The organism is Ectothiorhodospira lacustris, from assembly GCF_022227785.1.
GTDB classification, from domain to species: Bacteria; Pseudomonadota; Gammaproteobacteria; order Ectothiorhodospirales; family Ectothiorhodospiraceae; genus Ectothiorhodospira; species Ectothiorhodospira lacustris.
Genome location: NZ_JAJNQM010000001.1, coordinates 64,027 through 85,476, shown reverse-complemented (window position 1 = coordinate 85,476; position 21,450 = coordinate 64,027). Strand labels below are relative to the sequence as shown.

The window sequence follows — 21,450 nt, the reverse complement described above, 5'->3', positions numbered from 1 at the left end:
ATCACTTATCCCTCGCCGCTCGCTTCTCAGCCAAACTCAGGTGATGATCATTGATCCGGGCGCCTTCGCCTTCGCCGTATTCCAGGCCCAGTTTGTACCAAGGGGCGGATTGGACGTCTTTGCCGCGGTCTTTGGTCCATTTGATGTTGGGCTTCCAGCGCAGGATGCCGGCGTCTTTTTTGCCGACGTCGCGGGCTTTGAGGAAGGGGCGGATGTTGAGACGGACGCCGTCGTTGAGGTCGGGGGTCCAGCCGATGGGTTGTTCGGCCAGGGGCTTCCAGCGGACGAAGATGTCGTAGGGTTTTTCGCCTTCGAGGATGGCTTCCAGTTGTTTTTTCAGGACTTCGGCGGCGGCGAGGCGTTCCTGGGCGCCGTCTTCGCCGTTGGCGAGGCCGGCCTGCTGGGTGCGAATCCAGTCGCCCAGGTAGGTGTAGATCAGGCGTTCCAGGCCGGCCTTGTCGAGCTTGTGGTAGTTGACCAGGACGCTGAAGCCGTCCTTGAGGCCGTCCCAGATGTGCCAGATAAAGGGCCGGTGCTGGAACAGCTTGCAGTGCTGCTCGAAGAACTTGTCGCGCAGCCAGAGGCTGAGGGATTTGCTGCCGACGGCGTCGAGCAGGCGGTTTTTCAGCGGGGTGGTCCAGGCGTCGCCATAGGCGGTTTGCAGCAGGGCTTCCAGGCGCTGGTCGGCGGCCTTTTCACCGCGCACCGGCGGCAGGCAGACAATGCCGTCGTCATCGACAAAACCGGCCAGTTCCGCGCAACGCTCGACCCATTCCCGCTGTTCGGCGGCCAGTTCCATGTCGGGGTCCAGCTCCGCGGGCCAGCGGTAACCAAGCAAACGGGCGACAGCGACCTGCAGCACGCTGTCATCGACGCGCAGGTCGCCGTGGGCGGTCCATTTGGTGTCCTCGTCCCAGATGACCGAGCCACAGGGGTGGCCGTGGAAGATCCATTGACTGGGATCGTTGGTGTAGGGCTGGGGGAGGCCGTCAGGGTACTTACTCCTAGATACTTCTTGCCACTTTGAGAGCTCAATTGGAGCCTTCTCAAAATAACGAACGTCGACACTTAGTTTTTGATTTACAGATCGAACAGATTCCTCAAATTTATCTGAAGAGCAAAACTCCCACAAAGCAGGTAAGTTGCAATCATTTTTAGGGATCAAGACGCAAATTATGTTTTCGTATAAAGAGCCCGAATAAAGCGTATTTTTTAATGATCCAGTGTATGTGATAGCAATGCCCGAACGCCCCCATGCATCACGACCAGCGATAGTAGCCCCACCGTTTTCTGCTACCCACGAAAGCTGCCCGCCTCCCTTCTCCCAAAGCAGACAAAGCTGGCGCCCAGAAAAATGAAAGCTATTTGAAACTGTGCTTTGCTGAAATGAGAAATTCCCTGATGAGTTGTCTATCTCCCAAAAGAATCTTCTAAACCTAGGGGAGTCTCCAGTCGTAATCCCCCCTCTTACATAGGCAAAATCGCCCACACGGACCACCTGGGACATATCCGTCAGCTCAATCGCGCTGTTCGGATTCCCCAACTGCCTCCCCTGCTCCACACTTTTCACGTCATCCGCTAACAACCCCGCCGCCTTCTCCGCCGCCGTGCGCGGCTCGGACACATCCACCCCACGAATCCAGTTGCCCTGCTCGCCACTGTGCAGCAGATCCGCCGACTGGCCTGCGGCATTGCCACGACTCAGGTTGATCAGAATGGCTTTGACCACCTCGCCACTGATGGTCTCGAAGGCGCCTGGACCCAGTCGGGCAATCAAATGCCAGCTGTCGTTCTGCAACAGCTTTTCTCGGAATTTGCGATAGCCCGTAAGAAATAACCAGTTCTGCGGTAGCACAATACTGGCAGTACCGCCCTGCACACAGAACTCGAGGCAACGGTCGAGAAACACGGTTGCCAGGTCATTCTTGCCTTCGGGGTAATAGCTTTCGCAGTAATCCTTGAGGGTCTCGTGCTGCTTGCCCCGCGCCAGGTAAGGCACGTTGGTGATGACCCAGGTGTATTGGCCAGCCAACAGTTCAGCGGCCTTGGCCAAGCCCTGGGCGACAATGCCCGCCTCCAGGCGATGGGTCAGGGCTGAGATTTCGCCGTCGGTCTGGCTTTGCTGGTTGGCCTGATCCTGAGTGAGTGCTTCACCCAGCAATTGCTGCAATTCGTTCCACTGGGCGATCTGCGCGGCTTTGCTGCGGCGCGGGTTGATCAGACTGCCGAGCACCGGGGCATCCTGGAAGGTCTGGTACATCCAGTCCAGGGCAATGGTCAGATTCTGTTTGCCGGCCTTGCGGCTGAGCGCTTTCCATTCGTCGCGGGCAGCGGCGATGGAAAGACCACTGCAGGCCAGGTGCAATTCCGGCAGGGTGCGGTAACCACCGGCATCGGGGTAACGCCAGGCTTCCAGGGCCACCGCAAAAGCGGCCAGTTCGACGCAGCGCTGGTCCAGCTCCAGGCCGTGGAGGTTTTCGCTGAGTACCTTGTCAATGGCCTGGCGGGGGTTGAGCTGTTCGGCCTGCATGCGCATGGGGACCAGCATCAGGAAGGCGGCCACCAGGAAGTGGCCGGAGCCGCAGCAGGGGTCCAGGGCTTTGAGTTCGCTCAGGTGCTTGGGCCAGGCGTCGAAGGTGCCGGAGGCGGGTTGCCATGGTTCTCCCTCTTTTTCCCCCTCTCCCCGGCCCTCTCCCGCGAGGGGAGAGGGGGTTTTGACGAAGCGTAGGTAGGTGAGTGGCACGCCGGGGATGGCGGCTTTTTCGCGCAGTTCCTGTTCGCTTTGGGCGCCTTGCCAGTCTTGGGCGGTGAGCCGTTGGCCGGCCCACCAGGCGCCCAGGCTGTTATCCAGCAGGAAGCTGACCATGTAGGGCTCGGTAAACAGCTGGGTGACGGGCGAGAGTTCGTCGGCGCCGATCTTGACCTCGGACTTGTTGACCTCTTCCTTGCGCTTGCTTTGCCAGAACTGGTACACCCAGCCGAGGCTGTCCTGGGCCTGGAAGGTGTCCGGGGCCAGGCCGGTGACCAGCTTTTCCAGCTCGCGTTGGTGCTCGGGGGCGAATTCCAGGGCAAAGACCGGCGAGTCGATACGGAAGATCTGCGGCAGCATTTTCGAGGCCAGCACACCGGCCAGTTCCCAGCCGCTTTTACAGCGGCGCTCCAGGTCATCACGCAGGGTGTCCGGGTCTTGTACCAGTTCGCTGCATTCGGCCAGGGTCAGCGCGGTGTGCGGGTCGTACATCAGCAGGTGGTTCTGCTCCAGAAAACGGGCGAACAACATACGATGCCAATGCTCGTAGGCAACCTCGGTGATCAGCTTGTTCAGGCTTTGCTGGCCGTTGGTCTGTTTGCTGTCACCTAGCTGGCGGCCATGGGCGCGCAGCCGGGTGCGCAGTTGGCGCTGCGGGTCATTGAGGTAATCCGCCGCTTTGGCCTCGCCCACGCTCAGGCGGGTCAGCGCCTGGCCGGCGGCCCGTTCGGCGATGTCACGGGCTTTGACCACGGTCGCTTCCAGCGCACGGCGCAGGGCTTTGTCGAGGGGCTGGCGATGTGGGGCTTGGGGCATCAGAAGGTCACCGGTCCGTCGTTGAGTTTGCTGAGGATCTGTTGTTTGACCTCGTCCAGCCAGGCATCCACATCCGCTTCGCTTTCAAAGGTTTTGCGCGGCAGGCTGATGCGTTGCAGCTTGGGTTGCAGCAGCTCGGCGGCTTCCAGGCGGGCGCTGTCGAACTTGCTGGCGAGGGAGTCGGTACGGTCGGTCCACTGCTCCAGGCTGACGTCGCTGAGGCTGTCGATAATGGCGGCGGCGTCGTTGAGCGTGGGTTGCTCCAGGGTCAGCAGTTTGCGCTTGTCGAGGATGGTGCGTTGTTGCTCGTCAGTCAGTCGTTGCCAGTGGCTGTCGGCTTGTAGTTGGGCCAGGCACTTGGCGTGCTGATCCAGATACGCCTGCACATGGAACTGGATGGCGTCGCGCAGCTTGCTGACCAACTGCTGGATCAGGCCGGTGGCCGGATTGGGGTCATCCAATAGCGAGCGATGCTGACTGATGGCGTTGGCTTCGGCCTGGATGGGTGCGTGGAAGGACAAGCCGCGACTGGCGTCGAGCAGACTGGTCAGCAGGGTCCAGTCACCACGGCGGGCTTCAATGCGCTGGGCGGTATCGCTCCAGTCCTTGATCGCCTGTTTGATGGCGTCCTGCTCGTCCAGTACCAGTTTGAGCTGGGCATTGCCGGATTGGCGAGCCAGTTCATCAAAGACCTTGGTATCCGGCACTGCCGGGAATGGCGCGGCGCCACCGGCGCGCTTGGCCAGTTCGCGGCCCTTTTCGGCCAGTAGGGGCAGCTTGCTGGCCTCCTCGCCTGGCTGGCAATCCATACCGCTGGCGCTGAGTACGCCACGGATCCTGATCAGGTCCACCGGGCGGATGGTAATGCTTTCCGGGCGGAAGCTGGCCTGGGTGATCTGTTTGCGTTCCAGGGCGCTGGCGGTGACCGGGTTGTTGCGGCTGTCGGTGGCGATCAGGATGCCACTGGCGAGCAACACATGGAGCGCGCCGTCGATGGCATCCTGCGGCCAGCCATAGGGCGCGGCGAGGAAATGCTCGCGGATTTCGCTGCCCTTTTTCGAGACGCCGATAAATCGCTTGATGGCGGCACAGACCGGGTGCTGTTCGGCATCGCCACTGTAACCGAGCACGTCGAGGGCGTTCTGCCCGCCGTCTTTACTGGCGCGCTCATAGACCTTGCCCCAGGCCGGGTGGTCGGCCTGGTCAAACTCGCGGTAGAGCCTGACAAGAGAAGCCTTGGCGGCGGTTTCGACCCGGTCGCTGATGCTGTTGCCGTCTACTTCGTTGCCACCGGCTTGCAACACCTGTACGCCGTCGAAGATTTCACGCAGCAGGGTTTGCACCCGCTTCTGGGCGTCGCGGTGACGGGTTTCCATGGCGCTGCGGGCATCTTTACCAGCATCGGTGTTGGGGATGCCGCGCTTGTCCAGGGTGGCCTGGGCGGCGTGTTCGGCGGTAATGGCGTTGGTCAGCTCGGAGCGGTTGCGTGCCGGCACGTAAATAAAAATGGTCGGCTCGCTGGGGTTGCGGCTGCGGGCCTCGGTCATAAAACTTTTTTCGTCCAGCGCCCAGCCATCCTGCACCCAGGCGTAAATCTTGTCGCTGGCGTCCTTGGGCAGCTCCGGATCAAAGCAGGGAATGACCTGGCGTGGCTCGTTGCATTTGCCCTGGGTCAGCCGTACCTGGGCGATCTGGCGGCGCAGTTCCTTGTGCAGCAGATCCACACGGATGTTTTCTACCCGTTGCAGGTTGCCGCGCAGGTCGGCCTCTTCCTGGCGCAGGGTGTCGTACCACTGGGCACTTTCCTGGGTTTGCAGGCGGTATTCGGTGCCGGTGCTGGTTTGCATGGGCATGACCAGGCCGTCGTCAGCCAGCTGTTGCAGCAGCTTGGGTACCTGGGTGCGGATCGCCTCCTTGCCCTGGTTGAGGTCATCAATCAGCAGGTCGCCAAGCATGTCGGCGGTGGCGCGTACGCCGCAGTCCGCCGTGGGGTCGGTGGGCAGTTTACCGATCAGCAGCACCAGGGAGAGGATGCGGGACTTGAGCAGGGCATCGGCATCACCGGCCGACAGGCGGCCAATGATTTCGGCGATTTCCTTGGAAATCACCCCGGTCTGTAGCAGGTTGACCGAGATCTGGTTGTAGATGAAGTCTGCGGCGACCACATGGCCCAGGGGTTGATCGGCGGTGGCCTGGGCGGCTTCATGGATGACCTTGAGCTGGTTACGCAGCTGCGAGGCGGTGCCGGTGGTATCGACAATGCGCAGCACCTTTTCCCAGAAGCGTCGGCGTACCGGCAGCAGGGGGTAGTCGGCCAGCATGACCTTTTCATCGTCCCGGTGGTGCTCGATCTTGGTACCGCGCAACTGGCGGGAGATTTCGCCCAGGTGAGATTGCATGACCTGTTCCAGTCGCGGGCGGGCCGAGGCCTTCTTGCGCAGGATGACCTTGCGAATCACTGATTCAACATCGGTATCGGACAGCTGCACGGGGATCTGGAAGCGCCCGAGCAGGCGCTGCAGGTTAGCCATGCCCGAGAGTGCGCTCTGGCCGGTGGCAACAAAGAGCATCTTGCTTTTGAATTTGGAGCTTTTGCAGCAGGTTTCCACCGCTTCTTGAACCTGGTGGGCTTTTTCCGAATCGGAGCCGACGTATTGCTGCACCTCATCGAGCACGATCAGGGTCAGCGGGAACTGGCTGTCTTTGGTCAGGGCGTCATGGATGGCATCGACCATCTGCTGGTTGGTGACATCCTGCACATTGGGGTACTGCGCTCGCAGCAGCTGGCGAACCTGCCTGACGTCATCGCCCAGGGTGCTGTCGATGGCCAGCAAGGCGCGGGCGATGCTGCTGGAGACATAGAGGTCTTCCAGCTCGTCGTCCCAGTGGTCGCCGGCGGCTTCCACGTGGGCCTTGACCTGATCGAAAATGCCTTGCCTGTGCAGCCAAAGCACGAAGCGGGCCTGATGGTATTGCTCCGGCAGTCCGGCGGATTTGAACACGATGTTCAGCAGGGCCAGGCGCACATTGTTGTTGGCGCCGGCGCCCAGGGTGCCGGATGCGGCGTGCAGGCCACCGTGGCGCTTGGCCTGGATGCTGAGTTCCTTGAAGTGATCCTTGATGTCCTGGGGCAGTTCGGCGATGTCGCGGGCGGCAGTGCCGTCGCTGAAGCCCTGATTGGTCCAGAGGGCGCGGAGCATTTTGGCCAGGTGGGATTTACCCGAACCGAAAAAACCGGAGATCCACACACCGGGCTGTTCGTGGCCGTCACCCAGGTTACGCAGGTAGGTGGAGAGAATCTTGTCCAGACCCGCCTGGTATTCGCCATCACAGACAAAGGTCTGCAATTCGTAGCGCAGGGTTTTCAGGGCCTGCTGGGACTGGTCATCCTTGACTTCGGCAACGCCGTTGTTTTCCAGCCGGTTCTGTTGCGGGTCTAGGTCGTAAATCTCGCGGTTCAACATCCTGGGCATACTCCCTGTGCGCATGGGCGCCATTCATTCAAATCGGCAATGGGTGCCGGTGTTCAGTTGTCCGCGGTAATGGCCGTGGCCTGGTAGCCCCAGCCATCGCGGGCGTCCAGCAAGCGGTAGGTGTTGTTGACGTATTCCCCGGGGAACAGCACCAATAGGCGCCCCGGCACATGCTCGGCCAGTTGCTTGACAAAATCGGAGACCGACGCAAATCCGAACAGGGTGCCGCAGCCGATTAGAGCCACCAGGGTATTGCTGTCGGCTTGATCCTGGATGCGTTCGGCCAGTGCGGTGACCGACTGGCGGGCAAAGGTGTTGTACTTCGGGGTCAGACTGTCCGGGTCTTCGAAGTAATCTTCACGGTACTTTTGCCGCGCCATCCATTCCGGAAACAGCCGGGTGACGTCCAGCGCCAGCCAGGGGTGGCCGGCGCTCTCCGTGGCCAGACGAAATTCTTCGATGCGGGCGCGCAGCTTGAGTTCGTCTTCCTTGTGGTAGACGGCGAAGAGCACCCGCTGCTCATGGGCCAGGCCGCTGATCCAGGGCAGGCTGATGTGGTTGTTGTAGCTTTTCAGCAGACGGTTTAGCCGGTTACTCATGCAGCCAACCCTCCTCTTCCTGGGTCAGGTAGTCGGGAAAGGTGATCTCCACGACGTCGCTGGCGTGTTTGAAATTCAAAAGGCCGGCGTGGCTGGCCTGTCGGGCCAGTTCCAGCAGGTGTTCCAGACGGCAGCCAAACAGTTTGGTCCATTCGGTGTTGAACAGGCGGTTGCCAGTGGCGCCTTGCAGATAGCCAAGAAACAGCGCAAAGGCGATGTTGGCCGGGCGAATGTCGGGCTCGGTGCGGTGTTTTTTATTGCGCCCTTCCAGATAGCCGGCGTGGGTCCAGGTGCCGTTGACGTTTTGGGCCAGGGATTTGAGCATGGCCGGGCTGTAGCGGTCCGGGAATTGCTCGTTGAAGGCTTGCTCCATCTCTTCACGGGGCAGCCACTGGCCTGGGGCCAATGACAATATCTTGTTTTGCGACAATCTCAGCAATGGATCGCGTGCGAGGGCCATTTGGCAGGTCAGGAGAGCCTGCGCACGTTCATCGCTGTCCCATAGACGACGAAAGGCGCGAAAGAGCACCACCTCTTTATCCATGGCGTACAAATCGACCAGATGGCGCCATGTCAGTTTGCGGGCTTTTTCAGTGGGCTTGTGCAGGACGTTAAAGCGCTCGATATCTTCCTGATACTGTGTTGCGCTGGCATCAACACCGCGACCCCGGAAGAGCTCGGTCAGTTCAGCCAGCATCATGGTGCGTGCGGAATGGGCGCCATTGCGGCCAACTTTGAAGCCGAATTTCTGTTGTGAAGCGGTACTACTCATGGACGGACTGATTCCAGGGTAAATCTGGGGCGATAGCGAGATGCCAATGGGTGTCAACTACGGCTTTACCCGTCGATGAGACATACCGACTAAAACCGGAAGATCACCCAGGCCGGCACCAGGATCTTGGCATCCAGCTCCGTCATGCGGGTCTCCAGCTGGCCGTCTCCGTCCGTGTCCACCAGGTAATAAGGGGGCGCGTTGGCCGGTGTGACCCGGATCATGTAAAGCTCCCCATGGAGCCGGTATTCCTCGATCCGTTCCCCCTCCCGCTCGATGATGGTCACTGTGGGCTCCAATAGCTCCCGGGTGGCCATGTCGCTGTCGTCCAGCAGCGGCGGCGGGGGAGGCGCCGCCTGCTCCTGGGCCGACAGGGGGAGGGCGGCCGGCCAGAACAGGAGGGCGGCAAGAACAACGGGCAGGGTGCGATAGCTGTTCACAGGTCCATCAGCCTCTCTCTCTCTTCGGAGGTCGGTTCCAGGCCGCCGAATTCGTAGAAATTGAAGATCGCGTCCACCACGGACTTGGCGTCATCCACGAGAGTATAGAGGTCCAGGTCTTCCTCGCTGATGGTGCCTTCCGTCACCAGGGTGGTTTCAAACCATTCCAGCAGCCCCCGCCAGAAGCTGCTGCCCACCAGGATGATGGGGATGCGCCGGGTCTTGTTGGTCTGCACCAGGGTGAGGATCTCCGCCAGTTCGTCCAGGGTGCCGAAGCCTCCGGGCAGCACCACATAGGCGGAGGCATATTTCACGAACATCACCTTGCGGGAGAAGAAATGCCGGAAATCCAGCGAGACATCCTGATAGGGGTTGGCCGTCTGCTCGTGGGGAAGCTGGATGTTCAGGCCGATGCTGGGGGACTTGCCGGCAAAGGCGCCCTTGTTGGCCGCCTCCATGATGCCGGGACCGCCACCGCTGACCACGGCAAAACCCGCGTCGGAGAGCTGACGGGCGATGTCCTCCGCCAGTGCATAGGTGGGGTGTCCGGGGGGGATGCGGGCGGAGCCGAAGATGCTCACCGACGGCTTGATGCGGGCCAGGCGCTCGAATCCTTCCACGAACTCCCCCATGATCTGGAATATCTTCCAGCTCTCGCGGGTGAGCATGGTGTCGTCCATGGGTTGCAGTCCCGGATGGCTGGCGCGTTCGTGGCTCTTCATGTCGGCCCCTTTTTCATTGTTGTGTACTCCGGCAAGGTTAGCCCTCCGGGCGGCCAGTGGCTAGTGGCTGGCCTGATCCCTTGCGCCCGGGTACCCTGTGGTCCCGGTCCTTGAACACTGCTGAGAACCCGCCTGGTGAACACTTCATCTCCCCTGATCCTGGTGGACGGATCTTCCTACCTCTACCGCGCCTTCCATGCCCTGCCTCCCCTGACCAATTCCCGCGGCGAGCCCACCGGGGCGATCTATGGTGTGGCCGGCATGTTGCGTAAGCTGATCGGTGAGTATCAGCCCAGCCACATGGCCGTGATCTTCGATGCCAAGGGCCGGACCTTCCGCGATGATCTCTATGCCGAGTACAAGGCCCATCGCCCACCCATGCCGGAGGAGCTGTCGGCCCAGGTGGCGCCCCTGCACGCGCTGGTACAGGCCATGGGCATTCCCATGCTGGTGGTGGCCGGCGTGGAGGCCGACGACGTCATCGGCACTCTGACCCGGCAGGCCCGCCGGGCGGGCATGGAGGTGATCATTTCCACCGGCGACAAGGACCTGGCCCAGCTGGTGGAGCCGGGGGTGACCTTGGTCAACACCATGAACGGCACCGTGATGGACGAGGCCGGGGTGGAGGAGAAGTTCGGTGTCCCCCCGGCGCGCATCGTGGATTACCTGACCCTGGTGGGAGATGCCGTGGACAATGTCCCCGGTGTGGACAAGGTGGGTCCGAAGACGGCGGTGAAATGGCTCAAGGCCCATGGCAGTCTGGACGAGATCATGGCCCGGGCCGATGAGATCAAGGGCAAGGTGGGGGAAAACCTGCGCACCGCCCTGGCCTGGTTGCCCCTGTCCCGGGAGCTGGTCACGGTGCGCTGTGACGTGGCACTGGACCGGGAGCCTTTGGACCTTCAGTTGCAGGGGGCCGACACGTCGCAATTGCGGGAGTTGTTGGCTCGTCTGGAGTTCCGCCAATGGCAGGCCGAGTTGGAAGGGGGCGAACCGGTCCCCGAGCCGGACCCTGACGCGGCGCCCGAGGTCCGTTATGAAACCATCCTGGAAGCGGAGCAGCTGGAGCGCTGGATGACGCGACTGGCCGAGGCGCCGCTGTTCGCCTTCGACACCGAAACCACCAGCCTGGACTACATGCAGGCCCGGGTGGTGGGACTGTCCTTCAGCGTGACCCCCCATGAGGCGGCCTATCTGCCCCTGGCCCACGACTATGGGGATGTACCGGACCAACTGCCCCTGGACGAGACCCTGGAGAAGCTGCGCCCCCTGCTGGAAGATCCGGACCGACCCAAGCTGGGGCATCATCTGAAATACGATCGCAATGTCCTGCTCAACCACGGCATCGAGCTGCGGGGCATCACCCATGACACCATGCTGGCCTCCTACGTGCTCAACAGTACTGCCGGGCGCCACGACATGGACAGTCTGGCCCAGCGCTGCCTGGGGCTGAAGACCGTCCACTACGAGGACGTGGCCGGCAAGGGGGCGAAGCAGATCCCGTTCTCCCAGGTGCGGCTGGACGAGGCCGCCCCCTATGCGGCCGAGGATGCGGACATCACCTTGCGGCTGCACCACCATTTCTGGCCCCGGCTCAAGGACCTGGAGGGGCAGCGGCGGATCTACGAAACCCTGGAGATCCCCTTGGTGCCGGTACTCTCCCGCATGGAACGGGCCGGTGTGCGGGTGGACCCGGAACTGTTGTTCACCCAGAGCCATGAGCTGGCCGACCGCATGGGCCGGATCGAGCGGGAGGCCCATGATCTGGCCGGTTGTACCTTCAATCTGAGCTCGCCCAAGCAGATTCAAGAGATCCTGTTCGAGCGCCAGCAGCTGCCTGTGATCCGCAAGACCCCCAAGGGGCAGCCTTCCACCGCCGAGGATGTCCTGGAACAGCTGGCCCTGGACTACCCTCTGCCGCGCCTGATCCTGGCGCATCGTGGGCTGTCCAAGCTCAAGTCCACCTACACTGACAAGCTGCCGGAGCGGATTGATCGGGATACCGGGCGGGTGCACACCTCCTATCATCAGGCGGTGGCCTCCACCGGGCGCTTGTCTTCCTCGGAGCCCAATCTGCAGAACATTCCCATCCGTACCCCGGAGGGCCGCCGCATCCGGCAGGCCTTCATTGCGCCCGAGGGGCGCCGGATCCTGGCGGCGGACTATTCCCAGATCGAACTGCGCATCATGGCCCACCTGTCCGGTGACCGGGGGCTGCTGCAGGCCTTTGCCGATGGGCAGGATATCCATCGAGCCACGGCCGGCGAGGTCTTCGGGGTGGCGGTGGACGCAGTGACCACGGAGCAGCGGCGTGCCGCCAAGGCCATCAATTTCGGTCTGATTTACGGCATGTCCGCCTTCGGGCTGGCCCGGCAGCTGGGGATCGACCGGGGTTCGGCCCAGGACTATGTGGACCGTTATTTTGCCCGCTATCCGGGGGTGAAGGCCTACATGGACGGCACCCGTGAGCAGGCCCGGGAGCAGGGGTATGTGGAAACCCTGTTCGGGCGTCGTCTCCATCTGCCGGATATCCGTGCCCGCAATGCCCAGGTGCGCGCCCAGGCGGAGCGGGTGGCCATCAATGCGCCCATGCAGGGCACCGCCGCGGACATCATCAAGCGGGCGATGCTGGCGGTGGACGGATGGATTCAGGCGGAATCTCCCGGTGTCACCATGATCATGCAGGTGCATGACGAGCTGGTGTTCGAGGTGGATGCGGCCGAGGTGGCCTCGGCCCGGGAGCGGATCACCGCGCTGATGTGCGGTGCCGCCGAGCTGGATGTCCCGCTGCTGGTGGAAGTGGGGGTGGGGGACAACTGGGACGCCGCCCACGCCTAGGAAACACTGAACAAGTCCCCTTCCGTCACCCCGCTTCTTCCGTCACTCCCGCTTCTTCCGTCACTCCCGCTTCTTCCGTCACTCCCGCGAAGGCGGGAGCCCAGCCCTTGCGTCAGTGCCGTCCGTCACTCCCGCGTGCGCGAGAATGACACATTCGGGGCGGGGCCCCCGCCCGGGGGTGAGGGCCGGCAATGAATGAAGGGGCTGGTCCGGGCCGGGCATTTCTACAGGGTTGGAGTGAAAATGGCGCTGAATATGCTCTCATTAGCCCTTTTTTTGAGAGATCTTTCACAGATCCGCAAACTCCTGCCGGAACTGAGAACTTCCTGACGGGCATATAGTCTTTAATCAGTGAGCACCTTTTCCATGGGTGCTCCCCGTCTAACCCCCTAGGCGGGTAGCTCTGACTCCCCCAAGTCGAGCCCAAGCTGGCCCCGGACCACGCAAGTGCTCCGGGGCTTTTTTTCCTGCAGTTGCCGAAAAATTTTCCTTACCCGATTAATTTTGTGAACTATAGGCGGCGACGGGAGTCCCATTCATCAAGCGCTGCAGCCCGGCGCTTCCCGCTTACCTCCCTGAGCGGGATGGCTCGAACTCCCCCAAGTCGAGCCGGACCCTGCCCCGGTTCATGCCAACCCCCAATGGCCGCCGGGGCTTTTTTATGCCTCCTGCTCAGGGTGGGCGAGCCCTCCCTCACTGAACAGCCAGCCATCCAGCACGGAATGGGCATCATCCACCCCCTGCTTCTTCAGCGATGAAAACGGTTGCACCGTCGCCTCCACCCCTTCGTTGCCCAGCGCCCGCACCACCTGACGTACCGTATCCATGACCGGCCCCCGCTTGAGCTTGTCGGACTTGGTCAGCAGCACATGCAGGGGCAGATGCCGGGCATGGACCCAGCCGATCATCTGCCAGTCATGGTCCGTCAGGGGATGACGGATATCCATGACCAGCACCAGCCCCCGCAGGCAGGCGCGCTGGGCCAGATAGTTCTCCATCAACTGCCCCCAGCGCCGCCGCATCGCTTCCGGTACCTTGGCATAGCCGTAACCGGGCAGATCCACCAGTCGGCGTTCCCCGTCGAGGGCAAAGAAGTTGATCAGCTGGGTTCTGCCCGGCGTCTTGCTGGTGCGTGCCAGGGCGCGTTGCCGGCACAATGTGTTGATGGCGCTGGACTTGCCTGAGTTGGATCGGCCGGCAAAGGCCACTTCGTGGCCCTGCTCCGGTGGCAGGCCCTTGAGGCTGGCGGCGCTGGTGAGGAATTCCGCCTGGTGGTAAGCCGGGTTCATGGGTGACGTGACTCGCTGTGTTCTAATGGCTGGTTGACCTTCGTCGACTTTTGCGACGGTGGAGTTAGTATGATATACATTGCGGCTATTTTGAGGCTGCGCCCGACGCGCGAGTCAGTGTCAGGTTACCAACGAAGCGCTTTTGTTTCAGGTTCAGGAGTCAACCCACGATGAAAAAACTTGTCCTTATCGCCGTCGCCACACTGGGTATGAGCATGTCGGCGTCGCTGCTGGCCGAATCCGGTGACCCGGTGCGCGGCAAGGAACTTTCCAGCCCCTGCGTGGCTTGCCACCAGGCTGACGGCAATAGTGTGGTCCCGGCATGGCCGAAGATCGCCGGCAAGGACGAGGCCTATCTGCTCAAGCAGTTGCAGGACTACAAGGCCGGCCGTCGCAGCCACGCCCTGATGAATCCCCAGGTGGCCGCCCTGGAAGAGGAAGACCTGCCCCACCTGGCCGCCTACTTCGCCAGCCAGACCCCGGCGCCTGGCCGCACCGCCGCCGCTGCGGAAAAACTGGCCCTGGGCAAGCAGATCTACTTCGGTGGCAACACTGCCACGGGTGTGGCCGCCTGTGTGGCCTGCCACGGCCCCAACGGCAAGGGTAACCCCGCCGCCGTGTTCCCCAGCGTGTCCGCCCAGCACGGCGTGTATACCCTGGATCAGCTCAAGCAGTTCCGTGATGGTCTGCGTGCCAATGATCCGGGCCGCATGATGCGTAACGTGGCCGGCCGCATGACCGACGAGGAAATGTCTGCCGTGGCCGAGTACATCGCCAGCCTGCCGTCCAAGTAAGGCGAGATCGGTAAAACACTCGAAAGGGTGGCCCAGCGGCCACCCTTTTTTGATTCTGTCCGGCATGTCTTGAGTCCGGAAGGTATTTGACCCAGGACAACAAGACCTGCTGATCACGTGGTTTTTGTGCCCTGTGACACGAACTTGTGTGCCTTGCAGGGTCAAACAGGCAACCACTTTCCGACCCGAGAGACATGAGCAGCACACCCACCGACCCGACGCCGCCAGGCCGGCGTTCCACCTTTGCCGTCCTGATGGGTTTTCTTGGGTCCATGGGCCTGGCCATCACGTTGCTGGTCGCCCTGGCCGTGGCTTCGGTGGTCGGCACCGTCCTCCAGCAGAATCAATCCTATGAGACCTATCTGCTGGACTACGGTCCCTTCTGGCATGAGCTGTTTCGCACACTGGGGATCTACCACGTCTACTCCGCCGGCTGGTATCTGCTCATCCTCGTCTTTCTGGTGATCTCCACCAGTGTCTGCGTCTATCGCAGCACCCCGGCCATGATCCGTGACATGCGTCAATTCCGGCTGGGGGTCAAGGAAAAATCCCTGCGCAGCTTCCAGCATAACGTGCAGCGGGATACCCACCCCGAGACGCCGACGGCGCTGATGTCTCGTGCCGAGTCCGTGTTCAGGGCCCGTGGCTACCGGGTGCGTCAGGCAGATCATGGTGATCACCGGGTATTGTCGGCCATGCGCGGCAGTGCCGGCCGCCTGGGGTACTTCTTCACCCATGTGGCCATCGTGGTCATTTGCATCGGTGGCCTGGTGGATGGCCGTCTGCCGCTGATGCTGGCGGAATTCACCGGCCGGCTGGAGGTCGAAACCCGACAGGTGCCTGTCTCCGAGATCCCTGCGCAGAGCCGGGTCTCCGTTTCCAATCCGTCGTTCCGGGGTTCGGTGGAGATCCCCGAAGGGCAGCGGGTGGACGTGGCCTTCGTGACGATGCGGGACGGCTACGTGGTGCAGGAGCTGCCGTTTCACATCGAGGTGAAGGCGTTCCGGGTGGAGCGTCATGCCACCGGTCAGGAACGCGCCTTTGAGACCGATCTGATCATCCATGATGACTTGCTGGATGAACCCTTGGCGCATACCATCAGCGTGAACCATCCGTTGGTGCACCGGGGTTATACCATCTACCAGGCCAGCTTCCGTGATGGCGGCTCTCACCTGAATCTGGGCATGTATCCCCTGGGCCGGGGGGCCGACCGTCCCATGCCCTTCGATGCCCGCGTTTTCGGTACCTATTCCCAGACCGCAGGGGACGGCACCCGTCTGCGGGTGGAATTCACCGATTTCAAGGACACCAACCCGACTCTGATCGAGGAAGACGGCGTGCGCGAGCGCATGGACATGGGGCCGAGCTTCGAGTACGTGGTCCGGGACAGCAGCGGTGCCGGCTGGTTTCACCGCAACTTCCAGCAGCCTGTGGAGCGGGATGGCCGCCGGTATCTGCTCAGCGGCGTCAGGCAGAACCCGGCAGAACCCTTCAGCTTCCTCTACATTCCTCTGGACCCACAGGGCGGCGTGGACCGTTTCATGCGCTTTCTGGCCAAGCTGACGGACCCTGCCGTGGTGGCCGCTGTGGTTGATGAGTCCACCCGGGCCGCCGCTGGACAATTCACAGGCGTGGACGAACAGATCCGTAGCCAGGTGGCCGAGACCATGCGCGACTTGCTGGAGACGTTTGCCGTCGGCGGCTATGAGGAGGTCATTGCCCAGGTGCAGGAACAGGCCCCGGCCGGGCAGTGGGACCAGCTGGCGGATGTCTTTCTCCGGGTCCTCAATTCCGGTCTGGATGCCATCTACCTGCGGGTGCTGGCGGAAGAGGGCATCGAGGTGGTCAGCGAGGCGGATGACCACTTTCTGGCCGATGCGCTGCGGGCCATCAATGCCCTGCCGTTCTACGGCTCGCCGTTTTTCCTGCACCTGAATGATTTTGAGCACATCCAGGCTTCCGGCCTGATGATCACCAAGGCACCCGGGCAGGTGGTGGTCTATGCCGGCAGTGTCATGTTGATCCTGGGCATCTTTCTGCTTCTGTACGTGAGTCATCGCCGCTGTTGGCTCTGGGTGCAGCCTCGTCCCGACGGTTCGGGTCTGGTGTTGGCAGGGACCAGCAACCGCAGCACATCGGATTTCAACAGGGAATTTGATGAAATATCCCGGGCCGTTCTGGGTGAGCCACGGCCCACGCCCGCGGATCAGGATGCCCGCGCCTGACCATGATTCTGATTGCGAGGTAAGCACATGTCCGTCACCCAAGACTCCATGAGCGCCGAATATCCCGGTTTCTTCCGCCGCCTGTCACCGGCGGACTGGATCTGGGCGGCCGGCGTGGTGGTGGCCACGGTCTTCGTCCTGGCCGCCTACGGCAACCGCATGGACATCTACCAGTCCGGCACCCTGGTGGTCACTGCCGCTACCGGCCTGTGGTTGGGCTGGTTCTGGAAATCGTTCAAGGGTTATGCCCTGGCGGTGACCGGCATGAGCCTATTGGGGGTGTTCAGCTACGGCGACACCCTGGCCAGTGCGCAGACCAATTTCTTCCTCAAGTACCTGGTCTCCGGCGAAGCGGCGGTGATGTGGATGTGCGCCCTGCTTTACATGTCCACCACCGCCTATCTGGCATCGCTGTTCCGGCGCGAGGCTGGCCGCGGTGTGCTACCGGCCCTGATTACCGCCGTGGTGACCGGCGCCCTGGGGCTTGCCGGCCTCTGGCTGGGGCGTAGCGGCCTGGTCCCGGGCCTGGAATGGGCCAGTCCCCTGATCCTGCTGGTGGCCGTGGGCGCCCTGCTGGGTCCCATCGCCCGCACCGACTTTGCCGCCCGGGTGGGCAGTGTGCTGGCCTGGTGCGCCGCCGCCTTCGGCCTGGCGGGCCTGCTGGTGCGCTGGCGTGAAACCTACCTGCACGATCCCACCTGGGGCTATATCCCGGTGAGCAATCTGTGGGAGGTCTTTGTTCTATTCTGCATCGTCACGGTGCTGATGTATCTCTATTACCAGGGCCGCACCCGCAACCTGGGCATGGGCGGGTTTGTCATGATGGTGGTCAGCGCCGCCGTGGCCTTCCTGCTCTGGTACACCCTGGACCGAGAGGCCCATGTGGTGCAGCCGTTGGTGCCCGCCCTGCAGAGCTGGTGGATGAAGGTCCATGTGCCCACCAACTTCGTGGGCTACGGCGGCTTTGCCATCGCTGCCATGCTGGGGGTGGCCTATCTGATGCGGGCCCGGGGCGAGCGGCGCCGGCCCGACGGCCTGCTGGTCCGGCGGCTGCCCAGCCGCGAGGTGCTGGATGACGTCATGTACAAGTCCATCGCCATCGGCTTTGCCTTTTTCACTATTGCCACGGTGCTGGGCGCCATGTGGGCGGCGGAGGCCTGGGGTGCCTACTGGTCCTGGGACCCGAAGGAGACCTGGGCCCTGATCGTGTGGCTGAACTATGCTGCCTGGCTGCATCTGCGCTTCACCAAGGGCTGGCGCGGTGTTCCCATGGCCTGGTGGGCCATCCTGGGCCTTCTCATCACCACATTCGCCTTCGTCGGGGTGAACATGTTCCTGGGCGGGCTGCATTCCTATGGCACGCTTTGAGTCAGGATGCATGCAAGGCAATCACGGACATGATCACCCTTCCGTGGTGGACACCCTGTCCATCGGTCCCAGTACCCCGCCGGTGGCGGGGGGGCAGCGGCTGCGGATTCTCAGCTACAACGTCCAGGTGGGTATCGCCTCGGGGCGCTTCCACCATTACCTGACCAACAGCTGGAAGCATCTGCTGCCCTACGAGGGGCGCATGGGCAACCTGAACAGCATCGCCCGCTTCATTTCGGGGTTTGATCTGGTAGGGTTGCAGGAACTGGATGCCGGCAGCCTGCGCAGTAACTTTGTCAACCTGGCCGAATACCTGGCCCATCGGGGAGAGTTCCCTTACTGGTACAGCCAGACCAACCGCAACTTGGGCAAGCTGGCCAAGCATAGCCTGGGGCTGTTATCCCGCTTCCGGCCCCACTCGGTGGTGGAGCACCGCCTGCCCGGGCGCATCCCCGGACGGGGCGCCCTTGAGGCCCACTTCGGCGCCCACCATGGCGAAGACTCCCTGGTCATCATGCTGGTGCACCTGTCCCTGGGCCGTAAGGCCCGCATGCTGCAGATGCAGTACATCGCCGAAGTGCTGCGCGATCATGAGCACGTGGTGGTCATGGGCGACATGAACACCCCGGCCCATTCCCAGGAAGTGCGGCGTCTGGTCAGCCATACCCGACTGCAGGAGCCCTTGGCCAGCGCCAAGACCTATCCCAGCTGGCGGCCCATACATGCCTTCGACCACATCCTGGTGACACCGGGGCTGGGGCTGGAGCAGGTCCATGTCTACAACCTGAACTATTCCGATCACCTGCCGGTGGGGGTGGAGCTGGTGATCCCTGAGACGGTGCAGATGGCCCATACCCGTATGGAACTCTTCTGCCAGTAATCCACCGGGTTGCACACGGCCACCCCCCCCGCCTAAGCTGAAGGGCCACTTACTGACGGCGGGAGGCCTCCTGTGACCCAGACATCCCGGACCCGGGCCGTGATCTTCGGCGAAGTCCTGTTCGATTGCTTCGAGGACCGCTCCATCCTGGGGGGTGCCCCTTTCAACGTGGCCTGGAATCTCAAGGGACTGGGGACTGATCCGCGCTTCGTCGGCGCCGTGGGCGATGACGCCCTGGGCCGTCAGGTGTTGCAGACCCTGACCCGCTGGGGCATGTGCCGGGAAGGGCTGCAGGTGGACCCCGGACATCCCACCGGCCAGGTCAGGGTGACCCTCAAGGGCGGTGAGCCCAGCTACGACATCCTCTCCGGCCAGGCCTACGACCACATCGATACCGCTCAGGCCCTAGCAGTGGCTCCGGCACCGGCCGGCGTGCTCTATCACGGCAGTCTGGCCCTGCGCGACCCTGTCTCCCGGCAGGCCCTGGAAGCACTGCGGGAGCGCCTGTCGGCCCCGGTGTTCATGGATGTGAACCTGCGCGCCCCCTGGTGGGATCGTGACACGGTGCAGGGCTGGATGGCCCATGCCCACTGGGTCAAGCTCAACCAGGATGAACTGGTGGCGTTGTCCCCGGTGCCCGATGAGCCGGACCCCTTGGTTCAGGCCCGTCGCACCCTTGAACGGTACGGGTTGTCGGCGGTGATCGTCACCCGGGCGTCGGAGGGCGCGATGGTGCTCACCCGCGAGGGTGAGTGCCACCAGCGATCGGCGCCGCCGGTGGCGGGACTGGTGGATACCGTGGGGGCAGGGGATGCCTTCAGTGCCGTCACCCTGACCGGCATCCTGCAGGGCTGGGACTGGGAAACCATCCTGGCGCGCGCGGCGGATTTCGCCGCGAAGGTCTGCACCCTGCATGGAGCGACCACGGAGGATCGGGAATTCTATCAGGCGTCCCGACAGGACTGGTGATCGAATCCCGGTTCAGATTCCCGGACCCGAACCTCTGGACTCCCGCTTTCGCGGGAGTGACGGCAAGGTTGAGGTCGTCATTCCCGCGCAGGCGGGAATTCAGGCAGGGACCGGGCATTCTGGGCTCCCGCGTTCGCGGGAGTGACGACAAGGCTGAGGTCGTCATTCCCGCGCAGGCGGGAATTCAGTCACGGCCCGGAAATTCTGGGCTCCCGCGTTCGCGGGAGTGACGACAAGGCTAAGGTCGTCATTCCCGCGCCGGCGGGAATTCAGTCACGGCCCGGAAATTCTGGACTCCCGCGTTCGCGGGAGTGACGGCAAGGTCGAGGTCGTCATTCCCGCGCAGGCGGGAATCCAGACAGGGGTCGGGGCAGATCCGGTTCATCTTTCCCCGGCGTGAGAGTTTTCCCGCTGGAGGGGGGGTGCAGGGGGAACGGGGGCCGCCTCGGCGCGGTTGAGCATCTGTGCCACCACCGGCGGGCTGGCGGCGCCGAAATACAGCGTCCGATGGGGGAACGGGATCTCCACGCCCTCGGCGTCAAAGGTCTGCTTCACCCGTCGCAGGAACTCCCGTCCCACCTCCCACTGCTTGATGGGCAGGGTCTTGATCCGTCCCTTGATGACCACCCCCGAGTCATCGAACTTGTCCACCCCGAACACGTCCACGTCTTCCAGCATGCTGCGCCGGAGTCTGGAATCGGTCCGCATCTCGGCGCCCACCCGCTGGATCAGCGCCACCACCCGGTCGGTATCCTCCTTGTAGGCCACCGGGATATCGAACACATAGGCCGACCAGCCGTGGGTCACGTTGGTCATGAAGGTGATGGTGCCGTTGGGGATGATGTGCAGCTTGCCCTCCAGGTCCCGCAGTTGCAGGGTGCGGAAGTTGATGGCCTCCACCAGTCCGCCGGTGCCGTTGATCACCGCCACGTCACCTACCCGCACCTGGTTTTCCAGGATGATGAAGAACCCGCTGATCACGTCCCGCACCAGATTCTGGGCGCCGAAGCCCACGGCCAGGCCGACCACACCGGCGGAGGCCAGGATGGGGGCGATGGAGATGCCCATCTCGTTGAGGATCACCAGCAGGGACATGATCCAGATGAGGATGACGATGGCCTGGCGCAGCAGCCGAACCAGGGTCTCGGCCCGTTTGTGGGCCTCGGAGGGGACGTCGCCCTGCTTCTTGCCCCGTTCCACCAGGCGTTTTTCCATGCGCCCCAGGCCGGCCCGGATGAGGGACATCACCACCCAGGCAATGATGAGGATGAGCAGGATGCGCAGGGAAGCGAAGATCAGGTGCTGCCATTCCACCTGGGTGAAGTACTCAAGGACGTGTTCCATGGGTGTCTCCTTGTCGTATGGGTTTTCCTTGTCGTATGGGTGTTTCCTTATCGGGTCGGCGCCCTCTTAATCTGGTCATTCCCGCGAAGGCGGGAATCCAGTCACGGCCCGGGCATTCTGGACTCCCGCGTTCGCGGGAGTGACGGCAGGGGGCTCCCCCTCATCCCCGGCC

At 62.7% G+C, this 21,450-nt stretch carries 14 protein-coding genes; 6 read left to right on the top strand and 8 right to left on the bottom strand.

The features are described from left to right. Nucleotide 1: 1 nt before the first annotated feature. From LQ952_RS00340 to LQ952_RS00315, 6 genes are all read right to left on the bottom strand, one after another. Entirely contained in the window at nucleotides 2–3,565 is a 3,564-nt protein-coding gene (locus tag LQ952_RS00340; RefSeq protein ID WP_238620558.1) for an Eco57I restriction-modification methylase domain-containing protein, read from the bottom strand. Next, entirely contained in the window at nucleotides 3,565–7,029 is a 3,465-nt protein-coding gene (gene brxC / locus LQ952_RS00335) for a BREX system P-loop protein BrxC (RefSeq protein ID WP_238620557.1), read from the bottom strand. The genes LQ952_RS00340 and brxC overlap by 1 nt, the downstream gene beginning before the upstream one ends. A gap of 62 nt (nucleotides 7,030–7,091) precedes the next feature. Then, a complete protein-coding gene (locus LQ952_RS00330; protein ID WP_238620556.1) occupies nucleotides 7,092–7,637 on the bottom strand; it encodes a BREX protein BrxB domain-containing protein in 546 nt (181 codons plus the stop codon). Continuing rightward, nucleotides 7,630–8,409, bottom strand: a complete 780-nt coding sequence (locus LQ952_RS00325) for a hypothetical protein (protein ID WP_238620555.1) — start codon at nucleotides 8,407–8,409, stop codon at nucleotides 7,630–7,632. Before LQ952_RS00325 ends, LQ952_RS00330 begins: the two co-directional genes overlap by 8 nt. Before the next feature lie 89 nt (nucleotides 8,410–8,498). After that, nucleotides 8,499–8,849: a DUF2782 domain-containing protein gene (locus LQ952_RS00320; RefSeq protein WP_238617189.1), complete on the bottom strand. Its 351-nt coding sequence runs from the start codon at nucleotides 8,847–8,849 to the stop codon at nucleotides 8,499–8,501. Next, the gene (locus LQ952_RS00315) at nucleotides 8,846–9,571 is read right to left on the bottom strand and encodes an LOG family protein (RefSeq protein WP_008932970.1); all 726 of its coding nucleotides are present in this window, start codon (nucleotides 9,569–9,571) and stop codon (nucleotides 8,846–8,848) included. The genes LQ952_RS00320 and LQ952_RS00315 overlap by 4 nt, the downstream gene beginning before the upstream one ends. Nucleotides 9,572–9,706: 135 nt before the next feature. Between LQ952_RS00315 and polA the strand changes: the two genes are divergently transcribed. After that, the gene (gene polA / locus LQ952_RS00310; RefSeq protein ID WP_238620554.1) at nucleotides 9,707–12,409 is read left to right on the top strand and encodes a DNA polymerase I; all 2,703 of its coding nucleotides are present in this window, start codon (nucleotides 9,707–9,709) and stop codon (nucleotides 12,407–12,409) included. 659 nt (nucleotides 12,410–13,068) lie between these two features. Here polA and yihA read toward each other — a convergent pair. After that, nucleotides 13,069–13,698, bottom strand: a complete 630-nt coding sequence (gene yihA, locus LQ952_RS00305) for a ribosome biogenesis GTP-binding protein YihA/YsxC (protein ID WP_238620553.1) — start codon at nucleotides 13,696–13,698, stop codon at nucleotides 13,069–13,071. Between the two features lie 170 nt (nucleotides 13,699–13,868). On the opposite strand from yihA, the gene LQ952_RS00300 reads away from it, so the two are divergent. The 5 genes from LQ952_RS00300 (at nucleotide 13,869) to LQ952_RS00280 (ending at nucleotide 19,934) form a co-directional block, all read left to right on the top strand. Next, nucleotides 13,869–14,492 carry a c-type cytochrome gene (locus tag LQ952_RS00300; protein ID WP_238620552.1) on the top strand — a complete coding sequence of 208 codons (624 nt, stop codon included), beginning with the start codon at nucleotides 13,869–13,871 and terminating at the stop codon, nucleotides 14,490–14,492. A gap of 194 nt (nucleotides 14,493–14,686) precedes the next feature. Beyond that, nucleotides 14,687–16,717 (top strand): cytochrome c biogenesis protein ResB, encoded by a 2,031-nt coding sequence (locus tag LQ952_RS00295; RefSeq protein WP_238620551.1) that lies wholly within the window; start codon nucleotides 14,687–14,689, stop codon nucleotides 16,715–16,717. A gap of 27 nt (nucleotides 16,718–16,744) precedes the next feature. After that, complete coding sequence (ccsB, locus tag LQ952_RS00290) at nucleotides 16,745–18,085, top strand: c-type cytochrome biogenesis protein CcsB (protein WP_238620550.1); 1,341 nt, start codon at nucleotides 16,745–16,747, stop codon at nucleotides 18,083–18,085. A gap of 10 nt (nucleotides 18,086–18,095) precedes the next feature. Beyond that, nucleotides 18,096–18,965, top strand: a complete 870-nt coding sequence (locus LQ952_RS00285; protein ID WP_238620549.1) for an endonuclease/exonuclease/phosphatase family protein — start codon at nucleotides 18,096–18,098, stop codon at nucleotides 18,963–18,965. 72 nt (nucleotides 18,966–19,037) lie between these two features. Beyond that, complete coding sequence (locus tag LQ952_RS00280) at nucleotides 19,038–19,934, top strand: carbohydrate kinase family protein (RefSeq protein ID WP_238620548.1); 897 nt, start codon at nucleotides 19,038–19,040, stop codon at nucleotides 19,932–19,934. A 381-nt stretch (nucleotides 19,935–20,315) separates the two neighbouring features. Here LQ952_RS00280 and LQ952_RS00275 read toward each other — a convergent pair whose 3' ends face one another. After that, on the bottom strand, nucleotides 20,316–21,278 hold the full coding sequence (locus tag LQ952_RS00275; protein ID WP_238620547.1) for a mechanosensitive ion channel family protein: 963 nt from the start codon (nucleotides 21,276–21,278) through the stop codon (nucleotides 20,316–20,318). Nucleotides 21,279–21,450 lie beyond the last annotated feature (172 nt).

What these genes read in the sequence shown, in the direction of transcription:
- LQ952_RS00340 (WP_238620558.1), bottom strand. Translation starts at nt 3,565, where the DNA reads ATGCCCCAAGCCCCACATCGCCAGCCCCTCGACAAAGCCCTGCGCCGT.
- brxC (WP_238620557.1), bottom strand. Translation starts at nt 7,029, where the DNA reads ATGTTGAACCGCGAGATTTACGACCTAGACCCGCAACAGAACCGGCTG.
- LQ952_RS00330 (WP_238620556.1), bottom strand. Translation starts at nt 7,637, where the DNA reads ATGAGTAACCGGCTAAACCGTCTGCTGAAAAGCTACAACAACCACATC.
- LQ952_RS00325 (WP_238620555.1), bottom strand. Translation starts at nt 8,409, where the DNA reads ATGAGTAGTACCGCTTCACAACAGAAATTCGGCTTCAAAGTTGGCCGC.
- LQ952_RS00315 (WP_008932970.1), bottom strand. Translation starts at nt 9,571, where the DNA reads ATGAAGAGCCACGAACGCGCCAGCCATCCGGGACTGCAACCCATGGAC.
- yihA (WP_238620553.1), bottom strand. Translation starts at nt 13,698, where the DNA reads ATGAACCCGGCTTACCACCAGGCGGAATTCCTCACCAGCGCCGCCAGC.
- LQ952_RS00300 (WP_238620552.1), top strand. Translation starts at nt 13,869, where the DNA reads ATGAAAAAACTTGTCCTTATCGCCGTCGCCACACTGGGTATGAGCATG.
- LQ952_RS00295 (WP_238620551.1), top strand. Translation starts at nt 14,687, where the DNA reads ATGAGCAGCACACCCACCGACCCGACGCCGCCAGGCCGGCGTTCCACC.
- ccsB (WP_238620550.1), top strand. Translation starts at nt 16,745, where the DNA reads ATGTCCGTCACCCAAGACTCCATGAGCGCCGAATATCCCGGTTTCTTC.
- LQ952_RS00285 (WP_238620549.1), top strand. Translation starts at nt 18,096, where the DNA reads ATGCAAGGCAATCACGGACATGATCACCCTTCCGTGGTGGACACCCTG.
- LQ952_RS00275 (WP_238620547.1), bottom strand. Translation starts at nt 21,278, where the DNA reads ATGGAACACGTCCTTGAGTACTTCACCCAGGTGGAATGGCAGCACCTG.